Source organism: Rhodoblastus acidophilus (assembly GCF_900187365.1).
Classification (GTDB): Bacteria; Pseudomonadota; Alphaproteobacteria; order Rhizobiales; family Beijerinckiaceae; genus Rhodoblastus; species Rhodoblastus acidophilus.
In genome coordinates, this window is record NZ_FYDG01000001.1 from 243324 (window position 1) to 257929 (window position 14606).

A 14606-nucleotide genomic window follows, 5' to 3' on the forward strand; every position below is an offset into this window, starting at 1 on the left:
GCCGTCGATGAGCACATCGGCGCAACGACTCGATTGCGACTGCGCGCCCCGATGCGCCTGACGAGCCGGATCGCACGCGCGATCGTTGTCCTTGCGCTCGCCCTCCCGCTCGGCGCGGCCGCCGCCGACCCGCCGAAGCCGGCGCGCGATCCGCTGCCGCCGCCTGCAGTCACCGAACAGGCCATCGAGATCGACGGCCGCAGGATCGCGTTCAAGGCGACCGCGTCGACCGCGCCGGTCAAGGACGGCCGATCCGGCGAGACCCTCGCCGACATCGCCCTGCTCACCTTCACGGTCGAGCCAAAGCCGGACAGCGCCTGCCGCCCCGTGGTGTTCGCTTTCAACGGCGGTCCCGGCGCCTCTTCAGCCTGGCTCGACCTCGGCGCTGTGGGACCATGGCGCCTGCCGCTGGCCGGCGCCGTTCCCTCGACGCCGCCGCGCCTGATCGACAACGCGGAAAGCTGGCTCACCTTCGCCGATCTGGTTTTCCTCGATCCGCCGGGAACCGGATATGCGCCGCCGCCGACGGATGACGCGGCGCGAAAGCGTTTGTTGTCGGTGGATGGCGATGTGGAGGCGCTGGCGATCGCGATCCGGCGCTGGACGGCGCGCGAGCATCGCCAAAGCTGCGCCAGATATCTGCTGGGGGAAAGCTATGGCGGTTTCCGGGCGCCCCGGATCGCGCGCGCCCTGCAAGAGAAACAGAACCTCGGCGTCGACGGGCTCATCCTGATCTCGCCCGTGCTCGACTTTTCCTGGATCGAGGGCCGGTCGCCGCTGCTCGACGCCGCGCGGCTGCCCTCGCTGGCCGCCAGCCGAACCGGAGCCAGGACTCGCGCCGCCCTTGCCGAAGCGGAGACTTACGCGCGCGAAGACTATCTGCGCGACCTGCTGCGCGGCCCGCAGGACGAAGCGGCGCTGGAGCGCGTCTCAAGTCGCGTCGCCGCCTTGACCGGCCTGCCGCAGGACCGCGTCCGCCGCCTTGGCGGCCGCATCGGCGCCTCGGATTGGGCGCGCGAGTCCGACCCGTCCGGCCGCGCCGTCGCCAGTCCCTATGACGGGGGCGTCCGTGGGCTTGACCCTGCGCCCGGGCGAGACCGCCACGACTGGCCCGATCCCGTTCTCGACGCCCTGCGCGCCCCGCTCGCCGAGGCCATGACGCGGCTGACGACGGACCGGCTCAAATGGCCGGTCGAAGATTTGAAGTACGAAATCCTCAACGACCGGGTCGCGCGCGACTGGGATTGGGGGCCGGGCCGGCAAAGCCAGGAGGCCCTCTCCGACCTGCGCTACGCCATGGCGCTCGATCCCCGGCTTCGCGTGCTGGTGGCGCATGGCCTGAGCGATCTGGTCACGCCCTATTTCGCCACGCGCCTGCTGCTCGACCAGAGCGCGGCGGTGGGCGCGCCGGATCGGATCGGCTTTCTCGCCCTCGCCGGCGGGCATATGTTCTACGCTGAAGACGAGTCGCGCGCCGCTTTGCGCGATGCGGCGCGCAAGTTGATCGAAGGCCGGTGACGCCGGCGGCCATGGTCGCCGCCCCGGCTCCGCCCGCGCGGCCCCCCTAACGGCATGATAACGGACGTCGCGTACAAGTCGCTTCCACGTCTCGATCCGCCTGCGACGATTGTTCTGCGCGGATTCCGTGCAAAGGGCAACGGTCGCGAGTAGAGGACTGATATGCTGGTCGCCAAGCTTCAAAGTTTTTTCAGAAAAAAGCGTAACCAACGGCTTGTGGAGCTTGTGAACCATTTATCCCAGCAAAAGAACCGCCCCATAAAAGTTCTGGACGTCGGCGGCCGGGCCGAATTTTGGAAGACGGTCGATGTGAAAAATATTGAGAAAATTACGATCACCAACATCGACCCGGCCGATATTGTCGTCGATCCCAACGCCAGTTGGATTGAAGGCGAATATGCCAACGCCCTCGACCTCTCCAGTTTCAAAACGCGCGGGTTCGATCTCGTCGTCTCAAATTCCGTCATCGAGCATTTGCAGACCTGGGCCAATATGAAAGTCTGCGCTCAGGAATTGCGCTCGGTCGCGGAGGCCGGCTTCGTTCAGACGCCATCGTTCTGGTTTCCCGTCGAGCAGCATTTCATGATTCCGTTTTTTCACTGGCTGCCCAATCCATTGCGCGTCATTCTGCTGCCGGTTCTGCCTCGGCGCGGTTATGAAGATGTTCCGAACGTCGATATCGCCCGCGCCTATATCGAAGAAATAAACTTGTTGACGAAGCCAGAATTTCAATTTCTGTTCCCGGGATCGCAAATATTTCAGGAAAAATTGATTGGATTGACGAAGTCATACACCGCAGTCTGGGGTCACGGCGGCGCCGCAAAGCAATAAACCCTCCAGTCGCTACATAAAAGGCGTCCGATGCGTTTTGCGCTTCCGCCTTCAAAATCCGTGCGCAACGACAATTCGCCAGACTGAAGCTCCATGACCGAACGCCGCAAACTGCTGTTTTACACCCATGCCATGACGTCGGGAGGCGCCGAGCGGGTGGTTGCGCGCCTTGCGTCCGGCTTCGCCGCGCGCGGGCATCAGGTGATCCTCGCCGTCGATTTCGACGCGCAGGAAACTCTTCATCTCCTGTCGCGAGCCGTCGATCTGCGGGTGCTGCCGCGCGGGCATTGGCGGGGAACGATGGCCCTGGCGCACATACTGAAACGCGAACGGCCGGACGCGAGCCTCTCGGCGCTCTCCGTCTCCAACCTCAAACACGCCGTCGCCGCCACGCTGGCGGGTCGGATCGGCCGCGCCGTTCTCGGCTATCACGGGTTTTATTTGAGCGAGAATGAGGGGCTCAGCGCACTCGGCTATCGGCTGACGCCCGTCCTGTCGCGGCTGGCCGGAGCGACCGTCGCGGTTTCGCAACAACTGCGCGACGATCTTGTCGCCCATTTCGCCGCGCCCTCGAACAAGGTGAGGACGATACACAATCCGGCGGCGCCCGAGCCTTTTCCCGAAGTCCTTTCGCCAGCGGAACTGGCCGCACGAGATCCGATCGTTCTGTCGATGGGCCGGCTCGCGCCCGACAAGGATTACACGACGCTCATTCGCGCCTTCGCGCGCCTGCAAAAACCTGATGCGCGTCTGGTCATCCTGGGCGAAGGACCGGAGCGGGCGAAGCTGGAGGCGGAGGCGCGGGCGCTCGGCGTCGCCGACCGCGTGGCGCTGCCCGGCTTCACGCGCGACATCGCGGCCGAGCTCAACCGCGCCCGCTGTTTTGCGCTTTCCTCCCGGCGCGAGACGTTCAGCCTCGCCTGCGTCGAGGCCTTGGCGCATGGCTTGCCGGTTGTCGCCACCGATTGCGGCGGCCCCTCGGAAATCCTCAATGATCCCGCGCTTGGCGCGCTCGTTCCCGTCGGCGATGTCGAGGCTTTGTCCGAGGCTATCGCGGCGGCGCTCGCCCAGCCCGGCGATCCCGCCCCGCGACAGGAGCGCGCGCGCGATTTTTCGCTGGGCGCGGCGCTCGACGCCTACGAGTCCGTCATTCGCGCCGTGACTTCCGCCCGCGCGGCGCCACGCGGCTAACCCTTTGGTAACCGTCATTGGCGATGTTCGATCATCCGAATGGCGCGCCCTGACGCTTTGTCCGAACCTGTTATAACGACGAGAGAAACTTAATGCCGGCTCTCCCGGTCTCGGCGGATCGGTCGCCACGGCCTTGGGCCTTGACGTTGGCGACGATCACGCTGGTCGCCGCGATGCTGGCCTGTTTCGCCATATCGACGATGGCGCTCTCGGCCGTCGGCCTGAAATATGACGTTGCCGAGGGTCCCGCCTGGGAGAAGCTTCATCCGGCGACTTATCTCGCGACGCTGGCCATCGCGTTCCGCTTTCTGGGCCAGCGTCACCCCTTGCGCTATGCGCGCAGCCTGTTGCAACAGCTCCCCGGCGCCGCGTTCTTCCTGGCTATGTGGGTCTCGCTCGCCGCCTACAGCGTGCTGGTTCAGCAGACGCCGCTTTCCGCGATCATCGAAACTTATCTGGTCGCGCTGGCCGCACTGTTCGCGTACGATGATCTTTCTCCGGCGATGCGCGATTTCATGCGCAAGGCGCTGCATGTCATCCTGGTCGTCAACGCCGCGGTCGGCGTTCTCGAACTGGTGACGCAGACCCGCCTGTTTCCCTATGCCATCGCCGGGCTGCCGGTGCCGGGCGACGACCGCCCGACGGCCATCCTCGGCCATCCCTTGATGAACGCGTCAACCACGGGCGCCTATCTCCTCTGTCTTTGTCTGGGCGGCGATCCGCAATTGGGCCCGCGACGTCGCGTCGCGATCATCGGCCTTTGCTTGCTGGCCCTGGCCGTCTTTGGCGGACGCACCGCTTTGGTGCTGTCGTCGCTGATCGTGGGCGGCGTGCTGGCGTTCAAATTCGCCTTTTTTCTGCTTGGCGCCCGCGTCGACCTCGGTCGCGTGCTCGCCGGATTAATCCTTACGCCTTTGCTCCTTCTCGCGGTTGCGGGGGCGGCGTCGGCGGGGATGTTCGACAACACCATCGCCCGTTTCGTCGACGACAGCGGCTCCGCGCAATCCCGAGTCGTCGCGCTGCAACTGTTCAACATGTTCGATACGAGCGACGTGCTGTTCGGTCCGCGTCTCGATCTGTTGATCTCAAACCTGGGCATGGCCGGCATCCCCATTGGCATCGAGAACACATGGATCGCTCTGATCTTCCTTTACGGCGCCTGGATGACGCTCTTTTTCGTCATCGGCTTGATCGCCCTGCTGTTTGAGTACTGGAGGCGCGCCCGCCCGGGCGTTTCCGTCCTGTTGATCTATTTCCTGATCATCGTCAGCTCCATGAATGGCCTCTCGACGAAATCCATGATCTTCAACCAGTTTTCGCTGTTGTTGCTGTTTATGTTCAACAAGGAGAGCGCCGCGCGCATGGCGCCCGAAGCGGGCGGCGACCGCGACTAACGCGCCGCTTGCATCAAACGCCACATCGCCTTGGCGTAACGACCGCCGAGCACGATTTCGCCTTGTTGATTGAGGTGGAGCCTGTCGCTTTGAAAGGGGAGATCCCGGGCGGAGACGACCGCCGCGTGGGGCAATGCGATCGCTTCCTGCGCCGCAAGGAGAACGCGCGCCGGCGACGCCGTTTCGCTGTCGGGCGGGTTCGGGCCGATTTGCGTCACGATGATCGGAAGAGACGGCGCATTCAGGTCTGTCCTGAGACGTTGCAGCATCCGCGTCGCCCGCGCGCTCCAACCGGCCGCATCGTCCAAATTCCAGGAATCGTATTCGCCTTGGTAAAAAATAGCGCCCCGCAGGCGACCGAAAGTCCGCGCCTGTTTCGCTTGGCCCAGACACCTCCCGTAAAGACTGCCGGGATCGTCGTCAGGCGCCCACTGGACAATCTTGGTGCCGCCGCGCGCGCAATTGATCAGCCCGATGGATCGCTGCGTGTCGTGATACAGCGCGTCGGCGAAGGCGAGCGAAGGGCCAAAAGCCGCTTCAGGATCGTCCGAAACCGGCTCCCTGGCCGGAACAAACGAGCCGTTGCGAAACATCCAGAGATGATCGGAGTGGACCAAGTCCGGCGCGCCGTCCAACTCCGCGCGACCCGACATATTCGATTGCCCGAACAGCAGAAAAATATCGAGCTTCGCAAGCGGAGCGGCCCAGGCCCGGCTCAACGGACTGAACGACAAGGCCGCCATTAACGCGACCTTCAGGACGAGGTGACACCGTCGGGTTCCGGGCTTCCGCAACTCTCGTGAAGGGGTATCATGCCGCCGCAAATCGCCCCCCTTACGTCACTTCGGTTTTTTGCGGCGATACTGGTCGTTGTCCATCATGCCATGGACTACTCTTCAGCGCCGATCCATCTGGAGATGATACGAAAGGGCGGCGTGGCCGTCGACTTCTTTTTTATTCTCTCCGGCTATATTCTGACTCATGTTTACGCGCCGCGCGCTTATCAGCGCGAGGGATTTGTCCGCAATTTCATTGTTGCGCGTTTTGCAAAAATATACCCCATTCATATTTTCACGCTATTATTGCTCTTGTTTTTTGTCATTGCCTCGAAGACTGTCGGAATCAGTGTGAATGAGGACCGCTTCACAGCCTCGGCTTTCTTCGCGCATATCGCGCTGCTGACGGCCTGGGGCGTGACGGACCAGATGACCTGGAATTTCCCGGCCTGGTCGATCAGTGCGGAATTCACAGCTTACCTTCTATTTCCGGTCCTTGTTCTGATCCCATTTAAAAGATCGGCAAGAAAGGCGCTTTGTCTTCTCGCCCTATGCTGGCTTGTGTTTGGGTCCTGGTTCCACCTGGCGACTCGCACCATTGATTTTGGCGTTGCGCGCATTATTCCGGAATTTCTGGGCGGCATGCTGCTGTATAGCGCCATGTCGACGACCAAATCGGCGCCTTATGCCGAAGCGCAATTTCTTGTGGCCTCCGTCCTGATTATCCTCGGCCTTATATTTGGCGTTTCCGAAGTATGGTTTCCGCTGGCGTTCGGTTGGATCATCGCCGTCGCCCCCAGCTTGCAAGGTCCGCTTGGGCGCATCCTGTCGCATCGGATTCTGGTGAATTTGGGAGAGGAATCCTATTCCCTCTACATGATCCATATTTTCATCTTTACGATCATCTACGGCGCATTGCGGACGAAACACTTGTCTGTGCTCGCCTCGGCTCCGCATGTTTGCGATCTGTTGGCGATCGCCGCGGCCATATTCGCCGCCCGCCTGTCGCATCGCATGATTGAAATCCCTGCGCAGAACTGGATCCGAGACCGGCTGTCGACAAAGACCTCGGCCTCAAGGCTCGCTGCGCAAAAGGCGCTCGGCTGAAACCCTCTGGATCCGCCGCGTTCAGGCTGACTGCGGCGGACTGTCGCCGCGCGGCGGCAGAGAGAACAGCATCCGCCGCAACTCGTTGGCGCCCACCGGCTTGTGGAGCATCACCTAACCGCTCGCATGAATGTCGACGATGCGATCGGGCGACGTGTCGCCGGCGATCACGATGGTCGGGACCTTTCGGCCGGAGCGGGCGTGGATTTCGTTGACGGTCTGCGTGCCGCTCAAACGGGCGCCCAAACGATGATCCGCGACCATGGCGTCAAACCGCCATCCCTCGCGTGCGCCGAGGTCAAGGGCTTCCTCGCAAAAACCGGCCGCGACGGTTTCGTAGCCCCATCCCTCCAGCAGCAATTGAAGGCCGGACCGCAAGGATTGCGCGTCATCCAGCGGAACGGAAATAGAAAAGCGACTGCCCCGCCCATCGCGCGACCGGAACGTGATTTCGGCCGCCAGCAGACGAGCGATGCGGTCGACGATGGACAAGCCAAGGCCCTTGGCGCGAGCATGAAAGGCGATGTGCGCGGATCGGCCCGGAATTGCACAATTGCGCTTGAATTTTCAAACGCTAAGGGCGCACTTCCTCCTCGGCTTGATCTTTAATACGCTTTCGACCTGCGCCGAAGCCTGGATGCGGCAGGCCGCTTCTGGCGCCTTCAAGACGCCGTGTCAGGTTGGACTTCGACATAGCCGCGACGCCGTTTGGCGGCCTCCAACCGCATGAACGCCCGCCTGGCCGCGTCCAATTCGGAAAAGGTCATGATCTTGCGCCGGCCCGGCGCGCCGATCCGCCCCCAACTTCGCACCAGCGCGTGTTCGCCGAACAAGGTGGGGTGAACCGCGAGTTGGTAATAGCGCCACATGTTGCGCGACGCGTCGATGCGTTCGAGATGGAGCGGAGGGTCGGACATGCAAGTCATACGGAATCGTCGCGGCAAATTCGCCTGCTGTCCAACGCATAAACTGAATCAATCCGGCCGCGATTGATTCACGGCGTCGATGACAGCCGCGGGGCTTCACGCCGCTCTGCACGGGATAATTCGTCTTCGCGCGCCGGCGTCGATCTCATCCAGCGACGAAAAACGCCCGGAGGCCAGAGTCTTGTCGTAGCTTGGCCGCCCGCCGTCGCGTTCGCGGCGATGCCCATGACCCGACCGCGTCGCGCTGATGCGCATCAAACCGCGCAGGCGATGACGACGCCTTCGTTCGGCCGAAGATCGATATCGCCGTCAACGGGTTCGCCGTCCCGGTCTCCCATCGACGAGACGAGGATGCGGCCGGTCAAACCGCCGAAGCGGAAGCTGACGGCGGTCGCTTCGGCGCCGAGGTTGAGGGCGACGGCGATGCGCTCGCCATCGAATTCGCGCAAGAAGACGAACACGTCTCCCGTCGCGGCGACGGGCCGATAGGCGCCGATCGACAAGGCCTTGCTTTGGCGCCGCAACGCCGTCAGGCGGCGGTAAAGGCGATAGATCGACGTGGCGTCGTCGCGCTGGTTGGCGACATTTTCCTGCTTGAAGTCCGGGGCCAGGGGCAGCCACGGCTCGGCGTCGGAAAATCCGGCGTGCGGCCCGCCGTCCCATGGCATCGGCGTGCGGCACCCGTCCCGGCCGGAGCCGGAGCGCGCGCACGGATCGCGCGCCTGCTCCGGCGCGATCTCCACCTGCGTCATGCCGATCTCCTCGCCATAATAGAGCGTCGGCGTCCCGCGCAGCGTCAGCAACAGAATGGCGGCGTTGCGCGCCTGCGCGCGTCCGATCCGGCTCGCGATCCGCGGCTTGTCATGATTGCCGAGCACCCAGTTCGGCCAGCCGCCCTTGGGCAGCGCCGCTTCGTAATCGTCGACCATTTTCTTCAGCGCGGCGGCGCGCCACGGCGCGCCGATCAGGGAGAAATTGAACGGAAGGTGCAGGCCGGCGAGATCGCGGCCGTAATAGGCGACGAGCCGTTCGACCGGCAGGTAGATTTCGCCGATCAACAGCGCCTCGGGAAAACTCTTGATGGCGTCGCGCATCTCCGCGATGACCTCGTGCGCCTCATCCCTGTCGGCCGTGTAGAGCGGGATCAGGGCGTGATAGGGCGGATCGCCCGGCTTGAAGTCGGGATTGGGCGGATTGTCGCGGAACTGATCGTCCTTGATCAGATGCCAGATGACGTCGATGCGAAAACCGTCGACGCCGCGCCGCAGCCAGAAGCGCATCGCCTCGTAAAGCGCAGCGCGCACCCGCGGATTGCGCCAGTTGAGGTCCGGCTGCGCGGCGAGAAAGGCGTGGTAATAATATTGGCCCGTCGCGGCGTCGAAGTCCCACGCGCCTCCGCCGAACACCGACAACCAATTGTTGGGCGGCCCGCCATCCGGGGCGGGATCGCGCCAGATGTACCAGTCGCGCCGGGGGCTGTCGCGAGACGCGCGGCTTTCGATGAACCAGGGGTGCCGGTCGGAGCTGTGGTTCGGCACGAAGTCGAGGATGACCCGCAGGTTCGCGGCATGGGCCGCCTCGACCAGCGCGTCGAAATCCGCCATGTCGCCGAACAGCGGATCGACCCCGGTGTAATCGGAAACGTCATAGCCGAAATCCGCCATGGGCGAGGGCGAGATCGGCGACAGCCACAGCGCGTCGACGCCGAGTTCGACCAGATGCGGCAACCGGCGGATGATCCCGCGCAGGTCGCCGACGCCATCGCCGTTGCTGTCCTGAAACGAGCGCGGATAAATCTGATAGATGACGGCGGTCTGCCACCAGTGCGGCGTGTCCATGTTCATGCCGCGCGCACCCCGAGCGTGACGCCTGCGTTGGCGCGCAGCGGCCGCCCAGGCCAGGCTTCGTCCTGGCGGCACTCGTCCTTGGTTAAGCAAGGCCGCACAAGGGCGGCGGGTTCTGTGCGCAACAGCATGGCTCGCGTCCGCGTCTCCCGTTCGACCCCTCTGCAACGGGAGCGGGCGGCGCGGGTTCCGTGCGCGCCTCATCGGCGGATTTTCGCCGCGGGATCGTTTCTCACGCCCGGCAAGTCGGAACGATGCCGTACGCGCATTGTTTTCCCTGAATCAGCAAAGAGTTGGACCCTTCGGGTCCGCGCGCCGCGAGCGGAAGCGAGACAATTCGCGTTCACATGGCGGCGAAGACTCGGCCACACAGGAGACATCACACATGGCGAATGCCGATCGGAAGCACGTCGGCGTCGGGCCTCACGGCAAAGGCTCGGGCGGCGGCGCCATGAGCGATCTCAAGCCCGAAACCGTCGAGGAAAACACAATTCTGAGCAACCGCGACAAGCAGCGGCGCAGCAAGGAGCGCGGACAGGACAGCAAAGGAATCCAGTCCGAGCAACACGGCGACGAGTGAACGGCGCGTCTCCGGCCGCAAGGCCGGAGACGTTCGTTTCAATATGTCTTGCGGGCGCCGGGCCGGAACGACACGATTTGCGCCAGCCCTCGCGCCTTAACGCGCTCGCGCAGCGACTGGAACACGACATAGAGCATCGGAATGAACAGAATTCCGACAAGGCTCGCCGTGATCATGCCGGCGAACACCGGCGTCGACAAATTGCGCCGCGCCATCATGGCCGCGCCATGGGAGAACACCAGCGGAACCAGGCCGAGGATGAAGGCGATGGAGGTCATCATCACCGCCCGGAACCGGAGGCGCGCGCCCTGTTCCGCCGCCTCCAGGATCGAGCGTCCGGCCTCGCGCTGCTCCTTGGCGAATTCCACGATCAGAATGCCGTTCTTCGCCGACAGCGCGATCAGCACGACCAGACCGATCTGGGCGTAAAGATCGAGCGTGATCGCGCCCATCAGCATGCCGGCGAAGGCGCCGAACACCGCGATCGTCGACGACAGCAGCACCGGAATCGGGATCACCCAGCTTTCGTAGAGCGCCACCAGGAACAGGAAGGCGAAGATCACCGCGAGCGCGAGAATATACCCGGTCTTGCCGACGGCTTCATGCTCCTGATAGGCCGTGCCGGTCCATTCGAACGTATAGCCCGGCGGCAGCGTCTTGGCCGAAACTTCGGCCATCGCCTGCATGGCCGCGCCCGAGGACACGCCCGGCGCCGGCGAGCCGTTGATCGTCACGGAGCGGTAATTGTTGTAGCGCGTGATCACCGCCGGCCCCGTCACCGTGCGCAGGCTGGCGATGGATTGCAGCGGCGTCATCTCGCCTCGGGCGTTGCGGATATAGATGTCCCACAGCGACGGCAGGTCGCGGCGCGCGGAGGCGTCGCCTTGCAGATTGACCTGCCATGTCCGCCCGAACATATTAAAATTGTTGATGTAATAGCCGCCGAGCGAGATCTGCAGGGTGGAGAAGATGTCGTTGACCCCGATGCCCAGCGCCTGCGCCTTGTCGCGGTCGATGTCGAGCCAGATCGACGGCGAATTGGCGTTGTAGGTGGAGAACACGCGGGTGAGTTTTGGGTTCTGGTTGCCCGAGGCGAGCAGGGCGTTGGCGACGCTGGCCATCGCGGCGGGCTCCGCGCCATCGAGCGATTCCAGCTGGTACTGAAAGCCGCCCGCCGTCGACAAACCGATCACCGGCGGCAGGTTGAACGGCAGCACGCTGGCGCTGCGCACCTGCTGCACCGCGCCGAACGTCTTGCCGATCAGGGCCTGCGCCGAAGAACTGGCCGCGACGCGATCCTCGAAAGGCTTGAGCCGAACGATCACAAACGCGTTGTTGGACGCGGAATAATTGTCGAGCAGCGACAGGCCGACGATGGAGATGACATCTTGCACCTCCGGCATTTTGCGCAGGATGCCCTCGACCTGGACCACCGTGGTTTCGGTGCGCGCCACCGAGGCGCCCTCCGGCAATTGCACGTTGATGAAGAAGGCGCCCTGGTCCTCCTCGGGCAAAAAGCCGGTCGGCGTGGCCAGCGACAGGCCGAAAATCCCCACAGCGCAGGCGGCGACCGCCGCCACCGACAGCGCCGGACGCCGCAGCGCCATGCGCACCACCCCGACATAGCCGTCGCGGGCGCGATCGACGCCGCGCCCGAATTTTTGCAACAGGCCATGCCGCTCCGGCTCATGCCGCAGGAACAGGGCGCAGAGCGCCGGCGACAGCGTCAGCGCATTGATCGCCGAAATCAGCATGGCCGCGCTGATGGTGATCGCGAACTGACGGAACAATTCGCCCATCACGCCCGGCAGGAAGGCGATCGGCGTAAACACCGACAGCAGCACCAAAGTGATGGCGATGATCGGCGCGGTGACTTGCGCCATGGCCTTTTTCGCGGCGGCCGCGGGCGAGAGGTCCGGCTCCTCCTCCATCACGCGCTCGACATTTTCGACCACGACAATGGCGTCGTCGACGACGATGCCGATGGCCAGCACCAGCGCCAGCATGGACACGGTGTTGACCGAGGCGCCCAGCGCCACCAGCACGCCGAACGTGCCGATCAGACTGACCGGCGCGGCGATGATCGGGATCAGCGCTGCGCGCAGGTTGCCGAGAAACAGCCACACCACCAGCGCGACCAGAACAAAGGCTTCCAGCAGCGTATGTAGCACCGCCGACACCGTGTCATTGACGAAAACGGTGGCGTCGTAAACCACGCGCGCCTGCAAGTTTTCGGGGAAGCGGGGCCGCAGTTCGTCGAGCTTGGCCCGCAACGCCTTGGAAGTGTTGATGGCGTTGGCGCCCGGTCCGAGAAAGACGCCGATGCCGACCGTCGGCTCTCCGTTCAGGCGCGAATACGTGTCCGCGCTCTGCGCCCCCAGTTCGACGCGGGCGACGTCGGACACTTTTAAGGTCGACCCATCCGGGTTGGCGCGCAGCACGATGGCGCCGAATTCCTCCGGCGTGGTCAGGCGCCCCTGGGTCTGCAAGTTGAACTGGAACGCCTGATCGTTCGGCACGGGCCGCGCGCCGAGGCGGCCGACCGGCGCCTGCACGTTCTGCGCGGCGATGGCGTTGGCGACATCCGAAGGCGACAGGCCCAGGCTCGACAGCTTCTCGATGTTGAACCAGATGCGCATCGAATAGTTCGAGCGCCCGAACATCGTGGCCTCGCCGACGCCGGGCACGCGCGCGAGTTCATCCAGAATGTTGATCAGGCCGTAATTGGCCAGGAACAGCTGGTCGTATTTCTGGCCGTCGCTGAATATGTCGATGACCTGCAGCATCGACGACGAACGCTTTTGCACGTTGACGCCCTGCAGCCGCACTTCCGCCGGCAATTGCGCCAAAGCGTTCTGCACGCGGTTATTGACGTTGACCGTGTTGATGTCGGCGTTGGTCCCCAATTCGAAGGAAACGTCAAGCGTGTACGAGCCGTCATTGCCGCTCGTGCTTTTCATGTAGATCGCCTTGTCGACGCCGACGACCTTGGCTTCGATCGGCTGCGCCACCGTCTGCTCCAGCACTTCCGCCGAGGCGCCGGGAAAGGTGGAGGAGACGCGCACCTGCGGCGGCACGATGTCCGGCAATTGCGCGACGGGAATGCGCAGCAGCGCCAGCGCGCCGACCAGCGTCGTGACCAGCGCGACGACGACGGCGAGTCGGGGACGGTCGATGAAGACATCGGCGATCATGGCTTATTTCTCCCCCATCTGCGCCGCCGCCGGCGTGGGGGCCAAAGGTGTCGGGGCGACTTGCGCATTGGGGCGCGCCCGCTGCACGCCCTCGACAATGACGCGCTCGCCCTCGGCAAGGCCGTCGACCACCGCGGCGGTCTCTGCCGTGGACTGGCCCAGCTTCACCCGGCGCTGCCGGGCCACATCCTTGTCGTCGACGACATAAATGTAAGAGCCCTGCTGGTCGGTGAGCACGGCGGCGCGCGGGATCGCCAGAATGTCGCGCGGCGTCGGCCCCTCCAGTATCACGCGCACCATTTCGTCATGGGTCAGTTCGTGACCGCCGCCCCGCAGCGGCGGATTGGCGATGGTCCCGCGCAGAATGATCGTGTCGGTGTCGCGCGCGACGCTGACGTCCTGCAATTTCAGCTGGCCGGTTTCGCCGTAGACGCGGCCGTCAGGCAGGCGCAGCCGGATTTTCATCGCCTCCAGCCCGCCCTGCGTCGAGAATTGCGCCCGCAATTGCAGCAGCCGCGTCACCGAAACCGGAAACACGACATAGGCCGGGTCCTGGCTGACGACGGTGGCGAGCGCGCCGGAGGAGGGGCCTACGACATTGCCGGGGGTGATGGCGATGCGGCCGATGCGGCCGTCGATCGGCGACCGGATCTCGGTATAGCCCAGGTTGATCTCGGACTGGCGCAATTGCGCCTGCGCCGAGCGCAGCTGCGCCGCCGCCGTGCGCTGGGCGGCGCGGGCGTTGTCGGCGGTGCTGCGGCTGGCGGCGTTGGTCTTCAGCAGTTCCTCGGCGCGGTTCAGCGTCAGATTGGCCAGCTCCAGCTGCGCCTCCGCCTGCGCCACCGCGGCGCGCTTGGCCTCGACGTCGGCCTGGAACGGCGGCTGCTCCAGCCGGAACAGCAGGTCGCCCTGCTTGACCTCGGCGCCTTCGGCAAACAACTGGTCCTGTAGCCAGGCGCTGACGCGCGCGACCAGATCGACGCGGCCGATCGCCTGGACGCGACCGTTGATCTCGGTGGTTTCGGTGACGGCTTTGGTGCGCGCGGGAACGACGCCCACCGAAGGCGGACCGCCGGCCGGCGCTTGCCCGAAGCTCGGGGCGGCTAACAGCATCGCCACGACAAAGGCGCACGAACCAAGGGCGCAAGAACGGAGGGCGGAAGGCATGGGTCGGCTCCAGTGTCAGTTTTGAGCGGCGAGGTTTTGCGGAGGACGGCTGAACCGCCGCCGCAGAGGCGGCCCGTT

The 14606-nt window shown here is 64.4% G+C and carries 12 protein-coding genes; 6 read left to right on the forward strand and 6 right to left on the reverse strand.

What is annotated here, in order from left to right:
* Positions 1-51 precede the first annotated feature (51 nt).
* The 4 genes from CFB24_RS01050 to CFB24_RS01065 all read left to right on the forward strand — a co-directional run bounded on the left by CFB24_RS01050 (position 52) and on the right by CFB24_RS01065 (position 4934).
* Positions 52-1518 (forward strand): S10 family peptidase, encoded by a 1467-nt coding sequence (locus tag CFB24_RS01050; RefSeq protein WP_088518712.1) that lies wholly within the window; start codon positions 52-54, stop codon positions 1516-1518.
* A gap of 162 nt (positions 1519-1680) precedes the next feature.
* Positions 1681-2349, forward strand: a complete 669-nt coding sequence (locus CFB24_RS01055) for a methyltransferase domain-containing protein (RefSeq protein ID WP_088518713.1) — start codon at positions 1681-1683, stop codon at positions 2347-2349.
* 93 nt (positions 2350-2442) lie between these two features.
* Positions 2443-3540, forward strand: a complete 1098-nt coding sequence (locus CFB24_RS01060) for a glycosyltransferase (protein WP_088518714.1) — start codon at positions 2443-2445, stop codon at positions 3538-3540.
* Between the two features lie 140 nt (positions 3541-3680).
* A complete protein-coding gene (locus CFB24_RS01065) occupies positions 3681-4934 on the forward strand; it encodes a VpsF family polysaccharide biosynthesis protein (protein ID WP_088518715.1) in 1254 nt (417 codons plus the stop codon).
* Here CFB24_RS01065 and CFB24_RS01070 read toward each other — a convergent pair.
* Positions 4931-5677 carry a sialate O-acetylesterase gene (locus CFB24_RS01070; RefSeq protein ID WP_088518716.1) on the reverse strand — a complete coding sequence of 249 codons (747 nt, stop codon included), beginning with the start codon at positions 5675-5677 and terminating at the stop codon, positions 4931-4933. The two genes, CFB24_RS01065 and CFB24_RS01070, sit on opposite strands and share 4 nt — an antisense overlap.
* 69 nt (positions 5678-5746) lie before the next feature.
* On the opposite strand from CFB24_RS01070, the gene CFB24_RS01075 reads away from it, so the two are divergent.
* A complete protein-coding gene (locus CFB24_RS01075) occupies positions 5747-6817 on the forward strand; it encodes an acyltransferase family protein (protein WP_088518717.1) in 1071 nt (356 codons plus the stop codon).
* A 114-nt stretch (positions 6818-6931) separates the two neighbouring features.
* On the opposite strand, the gene CFB24_RS01080 is transcribed toward CFB24_RS01075, so the two are convergent.
* The 3 genes from CFB24_RS01080 to CFB24_RS01090 all read right to left on the reverse strand — a co-directional run bounded on the left by CFB24_RS01080 (position 6932) and on the right by CFB24_RS01090 (position 9587).
* The gene (locus CFB24_RS01080; RefSeq protein ID WP_088518718.1) at positions 6932-7363 is read right to left on the reverse strand and encodes an ATP-binding protein; all 432 of its coding nucleotides are present in this window, start codon (positions 7361-7363) and stop codon (positions 6932-6934) included.
* A 116-nt stretch (positions 7364-7479) separates the two neighbouring features.
* Positions 7480-7734: a WGR domain-containing protein gene (locus CFB24_RS01085; protein WP_088518719.1), complete on the reverse strand. Its 255-nt coding sequence runs from the start codon at positions 7732-7734 to the stop codon at positions 7480-7482.
* Between the two features lie 263 nt (positions 7735-7997).
* Positions 7998-9587 (reverse strand): alpha-amylase family glycosyl hydrolase, encoded by a 1590-nt coding sequence (locus CFB24_RS01090; protein ID WP_176440403.1) that lies wholly within the window; start codon positions 9585-9587, stop codon positions 7998-8000.
* A 385-nt stretch (positions 9588-9972) separates the two neighbouring features.
* On the opposite strand from CFB24_RS01090, the gene CFB24_RS01095 reads away from it, so the two are divergent.
* Positions 9973-10167: a hypothetical protein gene (locus CFB24_RS01095; RefSeq protein WP_088518721.1), complete on the forward strand. Its 195-nt coding sequence runs from the start codon at positions 9973-9975 to the stop codon at positions 10165-10167.
* A gap of 38 nt (positions 10168-10205) precedes the next feature.
* Here CFB24_RS01095 and CFB24_RS01100 read toward each other — a convergent pair whose 3' ends face one another.
* Together CFB24_RS01100 and CFB24_RS01105 are read right to left on the reverse strand one after the other, a co-directional pair.
* A complete protein-coding gene (locus tag CFB24_RS01100) occupies positions 10206-13361 on the reverse strand; it encodes an efflux RND transporter permease subunit (protein WP_088518722.1) in 3156 nt (1051 codons plus the stop codon).
* Positions 13362-13364: 3 nt separating this feature from the next.
* Positions 13365-14528 carry an efflux RND transporter periplasmic adaptor subunit gene (locus CFB24_RS01105; RefSeq protein ID WP_088518723.1) on the reverse strand — a complete coding sequence of 388 codons (1164 nt, stop codon included), beginning with the start codon at positions 14526-14528 and terminating at the stop codon, positions 13365-13367.
* Positions 14529-14606 lie beyond the last annotated feature (78 nt).